Source organism: Advenella incenata (assembly GCF_004217095.1).
Taxonomy (GTDB): Bacteria; Pseudomonadota; Gammaproteobacteria; order Burkholderiales; family Burkholderiaceae_B; genus Advenella; species Advenella incenata.
In genome coordinates this window covers 1,023,749-1,038,458 of sequence record NZ_SHKO01000002.1, presented here as the reverse complement: position 1 = coordinate 1,038,458, position 14,710 = coordinate 1,023,749, and the positions used below count along the sequence as shown (strand labels likewise).

At 47.5% G+C, this 14,710-nt stretch carries 14 protein-coding genes; 1 reads left to right on the top strand and 13 read right to left on the bottom strand.

What is annotated here, in order from left to right; translation table 11 throughout:
* Positions 1 to 696: 696 nt before the first annotated feature.
* Positions 697 to 936: an OsmC family protein gene (locus EV681_RS16010; protein WP_130304557.1), complete on the bottom strand. Its 240-nt coding sequence runs from the start codon at positions 934 to 936 to the stop codon at positions 697 to 699.
* 211 nt (positions 937 to 1,147) lie between these two features.
* Here EV681_RS16010 and EV681_RS16005 point away from each other — a divergent pair, with 211 nt between their 5' ends.
* Positions 1,148 to 2,740, top strand: a complete 1,593-nt coding sequence (locus EV681_RS16005; RefSeq protein ID WP_130304556.1) for an aminotransferase class V-fold PLP-dependent enzyme — start codon at positions 1,148 to 1,150, stop codon at positions 2,738 to 2,740.
* Positions 2,741 to 3,001: 261 nt separating this feature from the next.
* Here the strand turns inward: EV681_RS16005 and EV681_RS16000 are convergent, their stop codons facing one another.
* From EV681_RS16000 to EV681_RS15950, 12 genes are all read right to left on the bottom strand, one after another.
* Positions 3,002 to 4,243 carry an NAD(P)/FAD-dependent oxidoreductase gene (locus EV681_RS16000; protein WP_242612281.1) on the bottom strand — a complete coding sequence of 414 codons (1,242 nt, stop codon included), beginning with the start codon at positions 4,241 to 4,243 and terminating at the stop codon, positions 3,002 to 3,004.
* Between the two features lie 93 nt (positions 4,244 to 4,336).
* A complete protein-coding gene (locus tag EV681_RS15995; protein WP_242612280.1) occupies positions 4,337 to 4,792 on the bottom strand; it encodes a 2Fe-2S iron-sulfur cluster-binding protein in 456 nt (151 codons plus the stop codon).
* A gap of 3 nt (positions 4,793 to 4,795) precedes the next feature.
* Positions 4,796 to 5,116: a Rieske (2Fe-2S) protein gene (locus tag EV681_RS22850; protein WP_130304555.1), complete on the bottom strand. Its 321-nt coding sequence runs from the start codon at positions 5,114 to 5,116 to the stop codon at positions 4,796 to 4,798.
* Positions 5,109 to 5,600, bottom strand: coding sequence for a VOC family protein (locus EV681_RS15985; protein ID WP_130304554.1), 492 nt, complete (start codon positions 5,598 to 5,600; stop codon positions 5,109 to 5,111). Before EV681_RS15985 ends, EV681_RS22850 begins: the two co-directional genes overlap by 8 nt.
* Position 5,601: 1 nt before the next feature.
* On the bottom strand, positions 5,602 to 7,044 hold the full coding sequence (locus tag EV681_RS15980) for an aromatic ring-hydroxylating oxygenase subunit alpha (protein WP_130304553.1): 1,443 nt from the start codon (positions 7,042 to 7,044) through the stop codon (positions 5,602 to 5,604).
* Between the two features lie 652 nt (positions 7,045 to 7,696).
* Positions 7,697 to 8,572, bottom strand: coding sequence for a transporter (locus tag EV681_RS15975; protein WP_165393075.1), 876 nt, complete (start codon positions 8,570 to 8,572; stop codon positions 7,697 to 7,699).
* A gap of 1,333 nt (positions 8,573 to 9,905) precedes the next feature.
* Positions 9,906 to 10,889 (bottom strand): Bug family tripartite tricarboxylate transporter substrate binding protein, encoded by a 984-nt coding sequence (locus EV681_RS15970; protein ID WP_130304551.1) that lies wholly within the window; start codon positions 10,887 to 10,889, stop codon positions 9,906 to 9,908.
* Positions 10,890 to 11,082: 193 nt separating this feature from the next.
* The gene (locus EV681_RS22725; RefSeq protein WP_242612279.1) at positions 11,083 to 11,424 is read right to left on the bottom strand and encodes an ABC transporter substrate-binding protein; all 342 of its coding nucleotides are present in this window, start codon (positions 11,422 to 11,424) and stop codon (positions 11,083 to 11,085) included.
* A 13-nt stretch (positions 11,425 to 11,437) separates the two neighbouring features.
* Positions 11,438 to 11,683, bottom strand: a complete 246-nt coding sequence (locus tag EV681_RS22720; RefSeq protein WP_278044086.1) for an ABC transporter substrate-binding protein — start codon at positions 11,681 to 11,683, stop codon at positions 11,438 to 11,440.
* Between the two features lie 152 nt (positions 11,684 to 11,835).
* Positions 11,836 to 12,645: an enoyl-CoA hydratase/isomerase family protein gene (locus tag EV681_RS15960; RefSeq protein WP_130304550.1), complete on the bottom strand. Its 810-nt coding sequence runs from the start codon at positions 12,643 to 12,645 to the stop codon at positions 11,836 to 11,838.
* A gap of 289 nt (positions 12,646 to 12,934) precedes the next feature.
* The gene (locus tag EV681_RS15955) at positions 12,935 to 13,921 is read right to left on the bottom strand and encodes an NADPH:quinone oxidoreductase family protein (protein ID WP_130304549.1); all 987 of its coding nucleotides are present in this window, start codon (positions 13,919 to 13,921) and stop codon (positions 12,935 to 12,937) included.
* 120 nt (positions 13,922 to 14,041) lie between these two features.
* Positions 14,042 to 14,707 carry a 3-hydroxyacyl-CoA dehydrogenase family protein gene (locus tag EV681_RS15950; protein WP_130304548.1) on the bottom strand — a complete coding sequence of 222 codons (666 nt, stop codon included), beginning with the start codon at positions 14,705 to 14,707 and terminating at the stop codon, positions 14,042 to 14,044.
* Between the last annotated feature and the right edge of the window lie 3 nt (positions 14,708 to 14,710).

Sequence of the window (14,710 nt, the reverse complement as noted above, 5' to 3'; positions counted from 1 at the left end):
GCCCGGTTAAGCATCAGAGAAAATAATCGGCATGCAGGCGAAGATAATCGACATAAGGTTAGACCAACTGATCAATAACGGCTTTGTCGGACAGCCGTTCCCAGTCAGCAGCGGGTATTTCGGAAAACCGTCGGCTGATCTCCTGCATGCCTGCTTTGTGTCGTTCGCATAGCGAGTCAAGCACGCTATGACGGTCTAGAAAAAAAATTACAGGGAGCCAATGAATGTTTGCGCCCATCGAGCCGGCAAGTGCATCGTCAAGCCAACCACACACCCCTCTATAACGACTTCCGCAGTTGCATCCCAAGTGACATTGACTCGTGCTTGCCCGCTGACCTGACGGAGGCTCGTTCGGATATAGTTGTGTCGACCATTACGCCTTCCATATACCAAGCTGAACGGGTGCGCTGTTCTTTGAACATATATCTCACGCGCAAGTGGGGCATGAGCCGTTAGTGACCGATAGAGTAATGACTGCGGCCAACGATCCCAATTGGCACTTGTGCAGGCCTAACCAACAGCATTACACTGACTGACTGATTGGCATAATGTCGCTAAAACGTACCCGCGCACGATATTCGCTGAGTCGAACGTAACAACAACAGTAAATCGATGGACAGCACGACGACCTGTACAACATGAGTTTTGTATGGCCAAATGACGTGGGTGATACATCTTCGTAAAGCCATACGCATCTCAACGTGTCACAATCGACAAGGCGACATCAATGTTACCTTGGATTGCATTGGAGTATGGACCGATCCGGTGCGCTTTCTGCACACTAGCTTCAGCTCCAACCGGATCAATGTCGGTAAAAATCACATCTAACGCGAGATGAAAACGAAAGCCAACACTGCCGTCCAGCACTAAACCTGCGTTGACGCGGGACTGCACATCACTATCGTTGATCTTTGTCTCCCGGTTGCTAATGATCATGTAGAAGACCGCATAGCTGAAGCACCGACCAGCTATGGATATCGACTGGAGGCAGGCGGAGACGGTATCTGAAGAACAAGAAGAACTCGTTAAGTAGATTATTCGCATAGGAACCACGCGAAATAAACACAACAACCAATCAAATCATTTCCGTGACTCAATCGGTATATTAAAATCGACACTAAATACAATTAATGTAGAGATAATCAAGATGAATGTAGTTCTGAATAGCGACACCGATGGCGCAATGAACGGAGTTGACCAGGCGAATAACTCACAGGCGCTGATTAATACCCTCTTCGGCTCCAATACAACTGCCATACGCGATAGAGTCGACCAGAGTTGCAGAAAATTCTTCAGCTCAACCGATGCCGTCACTGACATGCAAATCGAAGACGTTCGAAGCAAGTTCATGCAATTTGATGCACCAGCGCAGGGACAGTCGGCCGAAGCTTATCTTGATATGCTTGACAGCGAAGTATTACCTCATTGCTCGCACCTGGCATCGCCAAGATATCTGGGACATATGACCTCGCCGATTCCCCAGTTTCTGCCTGAAATTGGACGACTAGTCCAAACCCTGAATCAAAACGTAGTCAAAATGGAAACGAGTCGCGGAATGGCGTTTCTGGAGCGCCAAGTCATTGGCATGCTTCACCGGGAGATATTCCAGGCAGACCGACAATTCTACGAAGCACATTTGCAAATTGCATCCTCGGCACTTGGCATCTTTACCAGTGGCGGAACACTCGCAAATATTTGCGCGCTCTGGACCGCATTGCGTCTGGCAGATACCACGCAGGCGCCCGAATCCACAAAGGCATCGCACACGGTTGATCTACCGGTCATCATCGGCTCAGAACTGATGCACTATTCATTTGACAAAGGCGCGCAGTTGCTGGGCGCAGAGCTGCATAAAGTACCCGTCAACAGTCTATTTCAAATTGACCTGGATGCGTTGCGCGACACCGTTGAAAAATACCGACAGGCAGGCAGAAAAATTGCCTGCCTCGTTGCCATCGCAGGAACAACTGATTACGGCAGTATCGACGCAATCGCAAAAATATGTGAAATGGGCAGACAAATTGGTGCGCATGTTCATGTCGATGCCGCCTGGGGCGGTGGCTTGATACTGAGCCAAAGCAATCGGCATCTGCTGGACGGGATCGCCCATGCCGATACCGTGACTATTGATGGCCATAAGCAATTGATGCTGCCGTTGGGTTGCGGCATGCTCTTTTTTCGTGATGCCGCCCTCTCTCAACTTACCATGCATCACGCGCCTTATGCCGTTCGTGCGACATCGTTTGACCAGGGGCGGTTTACGCTGGAAGGCACGCGACCCGCTACTGCTCTGTATTTGCACGCTGCATTACATATTATCGGGAAATCCGGCTACGACGACCTTTTCTCCAAGAGCCTGCAGCGGGCACGCTACATGGCTCAGGCAATCGAGACGCGCCCCGAATTTGAATTGATTGCCGCGCCAGCTATGAATATTCTAACGTACAGATATATACCTGAAAAATACCGCAATATAAAAATCGACGATCTGGATAATATCCAAATCAATCGCTTCAATATTTCCCTGCAAAAATGGCAGAGGCAGAAAGGAGACAGTTTTGTCTCCAGAACATTCCGTACAATCAATCAATATAACAATCAGGGCCTCACATTGCTGCGAGCCGTATTGCTCAATCCTCTGACGACCTTTGACGACATTGATTTTCTATTAAGCGACCAATTAGATATTGCTCGCTCGCTGGAAAGCGAAATCCCAGGCGTTTCTGCCTCACGTTCATAAAAAATCGTACAGCTGCAGGACGCAGCGCCCTTCGGCAGACGAGCTATGGTCAATTCTGTTTCAGACAGAGCGACAGCCACGACAATGCTAATTTACACCGTACAGCGCGTAATCTATCGTCGAAACTATTTTTAGAATTTCGCAATAATTTTTTTATTGGCTAGCGACAAAGCAAAGAACGTCAGGTTAGACGATAAATCCACATATTGGTCAACACCGCTCTTAGATAGAGACTACAATCCGAAAGCATTCAAGCTACCGCTACAACAGGAATGATTTGAGCTTATGTTTCGGATCGGCGAGCAACTTTGGGGATATCTCTACATTTCGCTGGACAAGCAATTTTCCTTGAGCGTAGTCCGAAATTGCGTTAACACAATCGAGAGCAGCGACCTTTCCTCCGCGTAAATAAACAATTGAGAAAGAGCCAGTGAAGGGGTCACCTCGCAATACTTCACTGTCGTACCCGATATTCAAGCCTACCGTTTGTAATCTATGTTCAAATTGATTTGACCAAAACCAAGGCACCGAGACATAAGGTTGAGGTTGACCCAAAATGTGAAGCGCTGCGGTGATCGCCTGATCTGCAGCGTTCTGTACCGACTCCAGTCGCAATTTCCTACCATCTCCAAAGTTATTTATGTGAGCAGCACAATCCCCAATAGCATAGATGTTTGGCAAGCTTGTCCGGCAAAATTCATCCACCTCAACTCCGTTACCTCCGAGCGCCCCTGCTTGAAGCAGCGGAGTCACCGAAGGTTCTAGTCCGATTCCCACGATTACAATGTCTGCCGGAATTGTTGAATCGTCTTCTAGCCTCACACCAATAACCCGTCCCGCTCGTCCTTCAATTTCTGCCACCGCGGCTTGCAAACGGAAATTCACACCGTGTGCGCGATGCTTCTCCTCAAAAAAATTCGAAATAGGTTTGGCCGCGACACGAGCCAACACACGATCTTGAGCTTCTATTACGGTAACCTTCTTACCAAATTTGGACAGGATAGCTGCAGTCTCTAGACCAATAAATCCACCACCAATAATTACGACGCGACTAGCATCTGCAAGTTCGCTCTCCAACTTGTCGATATCTTTTCGAGTTCGAATCGTGTGTAATCCCGCGACGTTACTGCCATCGCACGAGAGTCGTCTAGCATGTCCGCCTGCCGCCCAGATCATCTGACCATATAGCCACATGTGACCACTCGCATCATAGGCGATTCTGTTTTCAGGATCTATCCGCTCAATGCTGTGACCAAAATTAAAATTCACTTCTTTCTCGGCCCAAAAATTTTCTGATCGAATTAACATACGATCAAAAGATCGCTCCTGAGAGAGGTATTCTTTGGAGAGCGGTGGCCGTTCATAAGGGAACTCTTGCTCCTCAGTAACAATGCGGATTGTGCCAGAAAACCCACGCTGACGAAGCACGATAGCAGCCTGAGCACCGCCATGCCCACTTCCCACAATCAATACATCCGAATATGACTTCATGTCTTTTACCACAATCCCTTCTCCATAAAATGGTGCAATCGGCAACCAGACTAGCACCTATTTTGGTTGCAAATAATGTCTAACCTTCGTTTGTTTAGACTTTGCTTAATCTTCTGGTGCGATGCGGGCTGCAAACCCTTCTAGTCCCTCTACCACTGAGATCTGACACGCAAGACGCGACTCCGGGAGTCGATGATCGGAACTGTCTAATAGCGCATCTTCATCATCTCCAATGGCAGGTAACGAACCGAGACGGGCTGAATCAACATGGATATGACAAGTAGCACAAGAACAACAGCCACCACAAAGCGCTAGCATTTCATCAATCCCTGCATCACGAATAGTTTCCATGATGCTATTTCCTGTTGTCGCCTGGATATTATGTTTGTGGCCATCACGTGTAGTGATGCAAATGAGCGGCATGGTATATTGACCTCTATCTGAAAAATGATGTATAGATAAGTAAGGGACTATACTCATAGTGAATATGTCGCTTTGTTTAATCAGGCTTAATGCAGTACCACCTAACAAAAGATCAAGCCGCATAACTTTGTATGGCAAATTTTAGTCCAATGATTTGTGTGCAATCTCGATTCCGCCATTACTCACTCGCACATCAAAACACCGTAATGGCGTCGTGGTCAAATTGCCCGTGGGAGTTCCTGAGCGCAAATCAAACCGAACGCCATGCGTAGGACAAAAAAGATAGCATCCACGCATTCGACCGCCTTCTAACGGCATTTTCTGGTGGGTGCATTCATTCGCAACTGCGAAGACCCCCTCGGCCGTCCGGCATAATAGCACTGATCGACCGAATACCTCTATGGCTCTATTTGTACCAACAGGTAAATCCACTTCGTCTAAAACTCTTAAAAAATCATTCATTATCTGCCCGTAATGCCAAGTATTCCAAACGCTCGAAAGCAAAATCGTGTTCCATTCGAACCTGCTGCAATTCTATGAGATTACCGTCCGGATCCTTTCCATAAATGGCTCGGATACCGTCAGTTTCAGTCGGCAGAGGTCGGTTAAACTTCATCCCCGCTCTTAATAGTCGGCTATAGTCTTCTTCAATATTATCTGTATCTACGCAAAAGTGCGTATATCCCCAATCGTTCGGGCGCAGAGGCTCGTTCTGAAGACCTAGTGGGGCTGTATACTCCCAAACCTCGAGATACAAGTTGTGGCTTTTGAGCATAATCAAGCGGCCAGCAGTCCCAGAGAGGCCGATCACGTTATCGAAAAATGAGTTCTCGTGCCAATGAATCTGCTCTGTAACCGGCATGAATCCGAACGCTTCCTGGTAAAAGTCCAAAATCCTTTCCAGGTTCTTAGTATGAATTGAGATATGATGCACGCCACGGATCATGCTATTTCACCTGTTTCACTTTGATTATCGAAGAGGGCGACTCAGGATCATATTGTTCCAAGTACTCGTCGAGTACTTTTTCCAAGTGTCTGATTCGAATTTCCTGTGTTTGCGCCGTTTGTAGCGATTCATCTGGGGACCCTGCGATTCCTTCCTGTAACAGCGCAAGATTCTGATAATCTTGATGATATGTTTCGCCAAGCAGCACCGAATAATCCTTCAACGCGTCCATGAAGGAGATTTCCCCAAGGTCCTGCACTTCGGCTGCAGGTGGTCGAACTCCAGAAGCAGGGATATCACCAAGCAAATAAAGATCAAAAATACTGGAGTGAGGATCATTTCCGTTAGGTCTGAAGCGATATACTGCAGGAAAAATGAGAGTGCGCCACAGAATCATATTAGGGAAAATAGAATATTGATTTGAGTCTATTAGCTCGGCTTCCGAGCATGATGAGTAGTCTTGGCCTGACAATGACGTATATCTTTCTCGCATTATTTCCGCAAGAAAAGCACGCGCGGTGGTCCCCTCCGGAATAGATGGTGCAGCACCAAGACTATTCGCGGCGAAAAACTCGTCCACGACAGTCTGTTCTGGCAAGGGGTTAGAGATTGCAGTGGTGTTTTTCCCTATCGTTAGAAGAAAACGGCTGATATGGCGTCCAAAGACATCATATTGCCCGTTTTCATCCGACAAGAAGCCAGTAAATTGTGGATGTACTTGCAGTGTGTGATAGCTCTCAATGAAAGCTTCAATGCCCAATTTCCAATTACAAGGAAGTACTTTACGCCAATGCGCCGTGATATATTTTTGGGAGTGCTCCAGGTGGCCTTTGAAGTGTTCAGGAAGAACCTCGAGAAAGCTGAGAAGTGATGGAGCCTTCGTATCCGGATTAATAAAAATAAAGCCTCCCCAAACACCAACTTGCACTTCCGAAAGTCGTGTGGATTCTTCATTCAAATCAGGAAAATCCCACCGCATTGGTACGTCGACCAATTTTCCGCTCAAGTCCCATGTGAATCCATGAAACGGGCAGCGGATTTCATTCACGCTTGTATCATAGGCGCACAGCTTCATTCCGCGATGTTTACATGTATTCCGAAACGCTCGAATTGTGGAATCTTCTCCACGAACGATGATGAAGGACAGTCCGGCAATTTCATAAACAGATATATCGCCTATCTCCGGAATTTCCTCCTCACGGCAAGCCATTTGCCAAACGTGAGACCAGAGCCCCCTCACCTCGCGGTCATGAAAATCCTGAGAGATATATCGATTGCGTGTGATAGTGTAAGGCTGCTTTCCAGAGTCCGCAGGTTGACGCATGTCCTCAGGCGGCAGTAATTTATCGCCAATGAGGTTTTCATGATAGAGGAGTCCCGCACGCTTATGTTGGTCGGGCCTCCTTTCCCAATCTCTCCCTGGTCTTATCAGCACTTTGCTCATATACGTCTCCTATTCGTCGTTATTAAATTTGGTCTTCATAATCATGACTGTGCATCTTAATGTTGTCAGCTGCCGAATGCTGACGGCTTTCTACTCGAGTGTCCGAGACATTATCCTTGGCCTTTCTGGTAATGCCGCTCCGGCCGCGTTTGCGCCAATGAACAACGCAGTTGCTTCTTACCATTTGGAAGAAATGACAAAAAAGCATCACCGCACCTCACTCCTAGACTTATGAGACCCCGTCCGATTTCCCAAGATTTTTCAAGCGCATGAGCGTACGTCCAGGAAGAACCTGTTTCAAAAACCGCGAATAAAGCCTCAGGCCTCATTTCGCACCATTTCTGAAGAAGTTTTTGCGTCATTTCTGATTCTCTCATCCATGTTCAGACATCAACTTTTGGTGCCCAAATAAAATAACCATTTCAAGTCTCTCTAAGCAAGATGCATGCCATTTAATCACAACGGTGGCGTAATAGAAAACTCGGGTTCTTCTCACCGCTCTATGCGCTCTCGGATGTCGTTATAAAACACATCATTGTCTGATGCATGTTCGTTTTAAAAACACAATCAAACATAAAAGATCTCTCAAACTAAATACAATGATTAGTCGAAAGTCTGTCGGCTGCAACTGCGGAATGAGCAACAGACTACATCAGAAGGTTTTGGAAATTCGCAGTACATACGATGTGTCAGCTTGAAATCCGCCCTTCACCTTAAAATCACGGCTTATTTGCCCCAAAATCTGCAACGAAGGAGTTACATTCCACGACACGACCCCACGAGCCTGCTGCCTTTTCGAGCTGAAACCATTGATGAGTCCGTTTACCTTTTGCTTCCCGCCCCAACCGCCAGCCCACCCTGCCGAGAATGATATCTTTGGAGTAACGGCGTAACTGACCCACGCCTGGGCCGAATATGTCGGGTCCTGCTTCAAGGCGCTCCCAAAGCCATCGGCGTTCGTGTTATCTCCGTGAAATGTAGCATCGGCTATGCCTTCCAGGAGCCATTTTTTTCCAAATCCATAAGCACCTGCTATTTGAAAGGCATAGGAGGTGCGGTTTGTACCGGGATTCATCGTGTCAGAAGGGTGGTATTTACCCGTTGGGATAAACAAGTAAGCGGACAGGTTAAAAACGCGTTTTCTTTCATTATCACTGTGAAGCCAGTACGTAAAGGCAACAGAGGTATCGCCGATGCCCTTCGACTCATTGAGTGGAGCTCCCGCAATATTGCCATCTCTTAAATCAACAAAAGGAACTACTCCAGTAACAAGCGCAGGCTGTCCGAAAATATCAAAAAAATAGGTCAAACGCTGTGAGACGGACATAGCTTTCAACGAGCCTCCGACTGACTTTCCATGAAGAAAAGCGTCGTGAGACTTGCTGTACGCGAAATACTGTGTCCAGGCAAAGGTTCCTGCTGGTGCAGCAAGGCTATCATATGGAAGTACATCGATCGCGTCGGCCGTAGGTGCTGCCAGACTAAGAAATAAAAAGGCTGGTCCTATTAAAGTGACTTTCAAATGCATTCTAATACTCCTCCTCAGGGCAATTCGGGTTTGTCTCATTCTTGGTACTTAAGGTGATCTCAATTCGTGTCATGCGATACGGATCACATAACTTAAATACATTCGAAGCAAAATACGTGCCATACACTCACATTGAGTTCGTCATATAAGAATTCTGAAACAATATGCCATTAGCACACTTGGTTTAAATGAGGTTGTGGCTGCCAAAATACATCGATACGCACAGGGCGTTCATTCTGGATAGATCTGGAAGGTGAATGAAGAATGCTGTTCTAGAATATAATTTTCCGAAAAAATTGTTGATAGACACTCCCCTGGATACGCACACCTGAAGCTGATCAACGAGGCAGGTAGGATTTTTACCGAAATACTTAGCCCCATTTTTGAAAATAATTTTGGAATTGCGCTAGTGTTTATAACAATATTGCAGTCACTCTCTAGAAAACCCTACGTCCAAGAGCGTTACTCCACCGCGCAGAAAAAATTCGAGATATGCTCAGCAAACGGATATCTGAGCTCATATGACTTCGAGGAGCAAGCTTTAGACAGAGCAGCTGTGGCCGAATAATTGGGGGAACCTCAACATGTCCACAAGCGCATGGACACGTATGGACTCTCCAGAAAACATCCGCCTCGAATCGGCTCCCGTTGCACATCGCACGTTGCACCGCTTCGATTTTGAAGCTCGTCTGGTGGCCTAGTGTAGAGACCCCACTGCTTCGGTTGCTGCCATCGCCCGCGCCAACAACATTAACGACAACATGCAGAGGTGAATAGAGATCACGTATCTGTCGTGCACCTTGCTCTCACCAGTAAGCACTTTAAGCTGAACATACAATGCTCCGCTGATCAAGCAATCAGCATGTGCGGTTCTTGTTCGAGAATTATTAAAATGATCCACATCGAGCAGATCTGACTGGCGGTGGAGCCGGTGGACATGCGCCGATTACATCAAGGCAACCTGCACTGACCCGGGCCTACGTGATCGGTAAATCCAGTTACACGTTTAGATATCATATTGCATGACTGTGGACGACAGCGGTGCCTAGATAGTGGCTTATACTAAACGTACGAGTCCAGCAAAATCCGCAGTACCAATAGAAACGAAATAACGCACAACCGAGGTTGATTGCCGTCGCTGTGCTCATCTAGAGCAAGTGAGAGATCTATTCAGCATTGCTCTCCCTTCGGTCAGCTCAGCTTACACCGTCCTCGATATCGTCTACCCGCAAGGCGACGTAAACTCTGATGCCTAATGTTGTCATTCTAAAGGGCATGACTTTGATTGAGAATACCAAATTCCTGAGCAATGAAAATGTACATTTCAAGTGGGCTAGTTGATACGGATGTTGTTCCTCTTTACAACTTCCCCCCATCGCTGGAACTCGGCATTAGTAAACGCAGCCAGATCCGATGCGCCTGATCCCACAGGGATAAGACCTTGATCAAACGCAAGCCTTCTAGTAGTCGGGACGTTAACGGCATTTGAGAAATGCTCAGCCAATGTCATGATGATTTCTTCTGCAGTTCCACTTGGGGCGTAAATTCCCTGCCATGTATCAGCATAGAAATTGGGAATCGTCTCGGAAATTGTCGAGACTGTTGGCAGAACAGCAATTCTCTTTGAACTTGTGATGGCGAGTGCCTTCAGTTTTTTTTCTCGAATCAAGGGTAACGCAGTATTCACCGGCTCGAAGCAGAGCTGAACAACATTACTAATTAGATCCGTCGTTGGTTGACCGCTGTATGGAATATGTGTGAACTTAACATTGGCTTCTGCGCACAGCGCTTCCATTGCAACATGCGCTAACGTACCGGCTCCGTAACTTGCATAATTGATCTCACCAGGCATCTCCATTGCTTTAATAAGTAAGTCCGGAAGCGTGCTGTAGGGCGATTCGTAAGCCGTTGCAAGGACACAAGGGGCCGTCAACGTATGAGAGATAGCAACAAAATCATTGAGTGGGTCGTATCGAAGTTTGGAGTAGATGTGTGGATTCATTACCATGACCCCGCTGTGCGCATAGAGCAGTGTCGTACCATCTGCGACGGACTTCGCAACGTATTCTGCTCCGATTATGCCAGCGGCACCTGGCCGATTCTCTACGATGATAGGTTTCCCGAGCGATTTTGTGGCTTGTTGCGCAATCAATCTTGCAAAAAAATCAGGAGAAGAACCCACTGGCGCCGGTACAATGAGTCGAATTGGCTGGCCGCTTGCTAGAATTTGAGCTATCACAGGCCGATTCATCACATTAAAAAAAGGAAAGGCAACAGCCACCTTCAGAAGATTTCTTCGATTTGATTTACTTAACATGGCTACTCCAAAAAAATTTCACTAATGCACACAGTCAATGTCCCGCCAATGAATTTTATCCATTAGGGTTACGGCGCCATTCGTACCAGTCTCCAATTTTAAATATGCTGAAGATTTCTTTTTTTCAACATAGGGCGAATACTTTCAGATAACGGGCGCCATGCTTACGCTGCCAGTAACGTAGATCTGATCTTCAATAAATCCCATTCGCCTTTTTACTCGGACGGCCTTTTACTTCGGTCAGATACAAGTCGTAGATCATTCTACCGTCGGCTCGTATTTTTCCATTATGGGTATAGAAATTGTTGATCGGCATCGTTTTCATTTGTTCTTCGATTTCCAGAGCATCATCGCTACCTACGCTCTTAACTACGTTCAAATAGTGCATTGTGGCGGAATACATTCCGGTCTGCACCATAGACGGCATGGCCTTTTGCCTCTCGTAAAAATGTTCCGAAAATGCGCGAGCCTCACCGCTTCTGTCCCAATAGAACCCACTGGTAAACAGAAGCCTCAGTGCCGCTTCCAGACTCATGCTTCCCTTCACGTCACTCAGAAACAATTATTGTGAATTTCTTCTTTTCGACTCCAAGCCTTTGCAGAGCGAGTGCAGAGGCGGAGTCTGTTGATTCTATAATCATACTCATGCCAGCCTGGTCGTACCACTCCCTTGCCTTGGCGGAAGTAACGTCGAGCCGATTTTGGTAGCCCGCAGATAACACTTCTATCTTCCTGCCCAACACCTGACCGCCAAAGTCATCAATTGCCATTTGTATGGCCTTTACGCTGCCCATATCTACTATCTCGCCAATGCGAAACGGTTGTTGCTCCTGAGCCTGTATCACCGTGGCGTGTGATAAAAAACACAGTAATAGTGGCTATCGCTAGTACATTCTCCTGAAACATTTTAGTCTCCTATATTGTAACTTCAAGGATTAAAGAACCCTTAGAAAGGGCAATCTTGATTAAATTCGGGATATCGTTTTTCCAAGAATGCATCAATACCTTCTTTGCCCTCAGGGCTTGCAAATCCGGTGAATTCGAAAGCAAGCGAAGCATCGAAGATGGGTTGGGCCTGTTTAATCCAATGATTAAGCATCATTTTTGTCCATCGTTGCGCGGTTGGTGCACCCTGCGCCAACCGGTTGGCGATTTCGATGGAGCGGGATTCCACCTCTTCGTCAGGAACGGCCAACGATACCAGATTCATGCGCTCGGCCTGTTCACCGGTAAAGTTATCAGCCGTCAGGAGGTAGTATTTTGCCTTTGCCATTCCGCAAAGAATCGGCCAGATGATCGCCGCGTGATCACCGGCGGCAACACCAATCTTCAGGTGGCCATCAGAAAATTTTGCATCATTCGCAACAATGGAAACATCCGCAAGCAGTAACGTGGCGAGCCCCGCTCCAACAGCCCATCCTCGCGCTGCTGTGACTATCGGTTTGCGACAGTCAAGCATGTTCGTAACGAGGTCACGCGACTCTTTCATTGCTCGCATTCTAAGTATGTAGTCATCGCATACTAGGCGCTCGTGCTTAAGGTCTCCTCCAGCAGAGAACGTCTTTTCGTTCCCTGTAAAAATAATAACATTTACGGAATCGTCCGCATCGACATCCCGCCAGATTTCTGACACCTCCCGATGCATGGTTGCGTCCATTGCCCCCATTTTCAGTGGAGAGTTCAGGGTTACCCGCAATACCTTTGGGCTTGGTCGGTCAAAAGTTAGTCTTGTGTATTTAGAATAGCAGTCATTCATAGCATTTTTCCTTATAAGTATGGATTCTTGGCTCGTAGTTTCCACCGGTTGCATATAATAATATAATAACGGGTAAGCAAATTTTGTGCCTGCAACGTAACACATGCTAAACGATTGAATTTACTCGATAAAGGCTACATCAAATGAGTAAATACGTACTTACAACTGTCTTAGAAAAACACACTACGGCTTTCTAATTACATAAAATGATTCAATAGCGCGACTAATCAGATGCATTAAAGCGTGGCTGTACACTTTATACGGCGCGCATTTTTTAAAAGATCGGTTGTTACACCTGCAGTATGTATTTGCCTAGGGCTTTTCCATCGGAAAGTACCCTCAATGGCTTTGCAACCTTGTCAAGTGGAACCACGTCTGTGATTGGCGGTTGCAACATACCCTGTGCATGCAAAGCATAGAGCCTCTGTTGTACTTCTCTAACAAGGCCAGGTTGTTTTTTCCGATAGTCGCTCCACTGCAGCCCCGATACCGAAATATTTTTGACCAGCAGATAATTGACCTTTACTGTCGGAATCCGTCCGGCGGCAAAGCCAATAACAACCAGCCTCCCGCTCCAAGCCGCCGCGCGGATTGATGCGTCAAAGATATCATCACCCAGCGGGTCAAGAACAATATCCGCTCCGTGGTTAGCGGTGCATTGGTATACTTGCTCTCTGAGCGATTCACGCAAATTAGGTGCAGAAAGATCAATAATATGGTCCGCACCTGACTTGAGTGCTGACTGAGCCTGCTCCTGGCTCATCACGCCAGCCAGTGCGATACCTCCCAGCGCTTTGACCAACTGAATTGCCGCGCCACCAACACCGCCAGCAGCGCCATTGACTAGTACGGTCTCGCCCGAACGGAATTGTCCTCGTACGACAAGTGCAAAATAAGCCGTCTGATACACTAGTCCCATTGCCGCGGCTTCCGCGAAGGAAATACTATCTGGCAACACATGACAATTGTCGGTGGACGTGACAACACGCTCTGCGAAAGCACCGAATTCGACTTGTGCCAGCACTCGCTCGCCCACTTGTAGACCCTTTACATTCGCGCCGACTGCCAGAACGGTACCGGCAGCATCCTTACCTGGCACAAAGGGGCGCTCAGGAAGACTTTGGTATTTGCCGCTTATCACAAGCACATCGGGATAATTAATACCAGCGCAAGTTACGCCGATCAGCACATCGTTGTCACCGCCAACGGGCTCGGGTACCTCTTCGATATTTAACTGTTCCGGTTCGGAAAATTGATGGATAACGACAGCTTTCATTATGATCTACCTTGAGAAAGGAATTGTATAACTTCTCTCATCTGATCACCCACGTCCGAGAACGGCACTTCCACATCGTAAATACAAAACGGCCTACAGACAGGAACCAGCACGATTTGCTCACGTGGTTGAGTCATTTTTACTCCGATTCTGTTGGGCCCAGCTCACCCGTGCGCGGCGTGCAGGGGCATAAGGCTCCTGTCCCAGTGCCTCGTACAGCGCCTGACTCGCGACAAAATGATGATGCAAGCCAGTGCGATTCAAGAGAGAAATGGGACCTTCTGGATAGCCTAGACCCAGGCATAGCGTCTTGTCCATGTCAGCGGCGCTGGCTAACCCTTCGTCAAGCCGACGCAACGCTGCGTTGTAGTAGGGTCGTACCAGCCGGTTCAGAATACGGCCGGGAAAATCATTGCAAACGACAACCGTCAGTCCTGACGCTTCAAACGCCTGACGCGCGGCATCCAGAGAGGCTGGATCCGTATAGTTTTTTTTCACTAACTCAATAAGTTGCGTCGGATCTGCGTCGCCCAAACGGAAACGAGCAAACCCGACCACATTGGGCGCCCCATCGTCGTCGCCGATGTGTTCGCCCAAACACTCCATCCCCAGCTCGATCGCAACAAACGGCAATCCCTTGACGCAAGTTGCCTTGTCCTGCCATGCCGTGCCTGCCTCACTGCCAATCAGGACAAGTCCCTTGCCCAGCGGCTGCGCCGCCTGTAAAAATGTATGGGTTTGTGGAAAAGATTGGCTTTCGCCACTTTTGATGATTTGATAACTCATTGC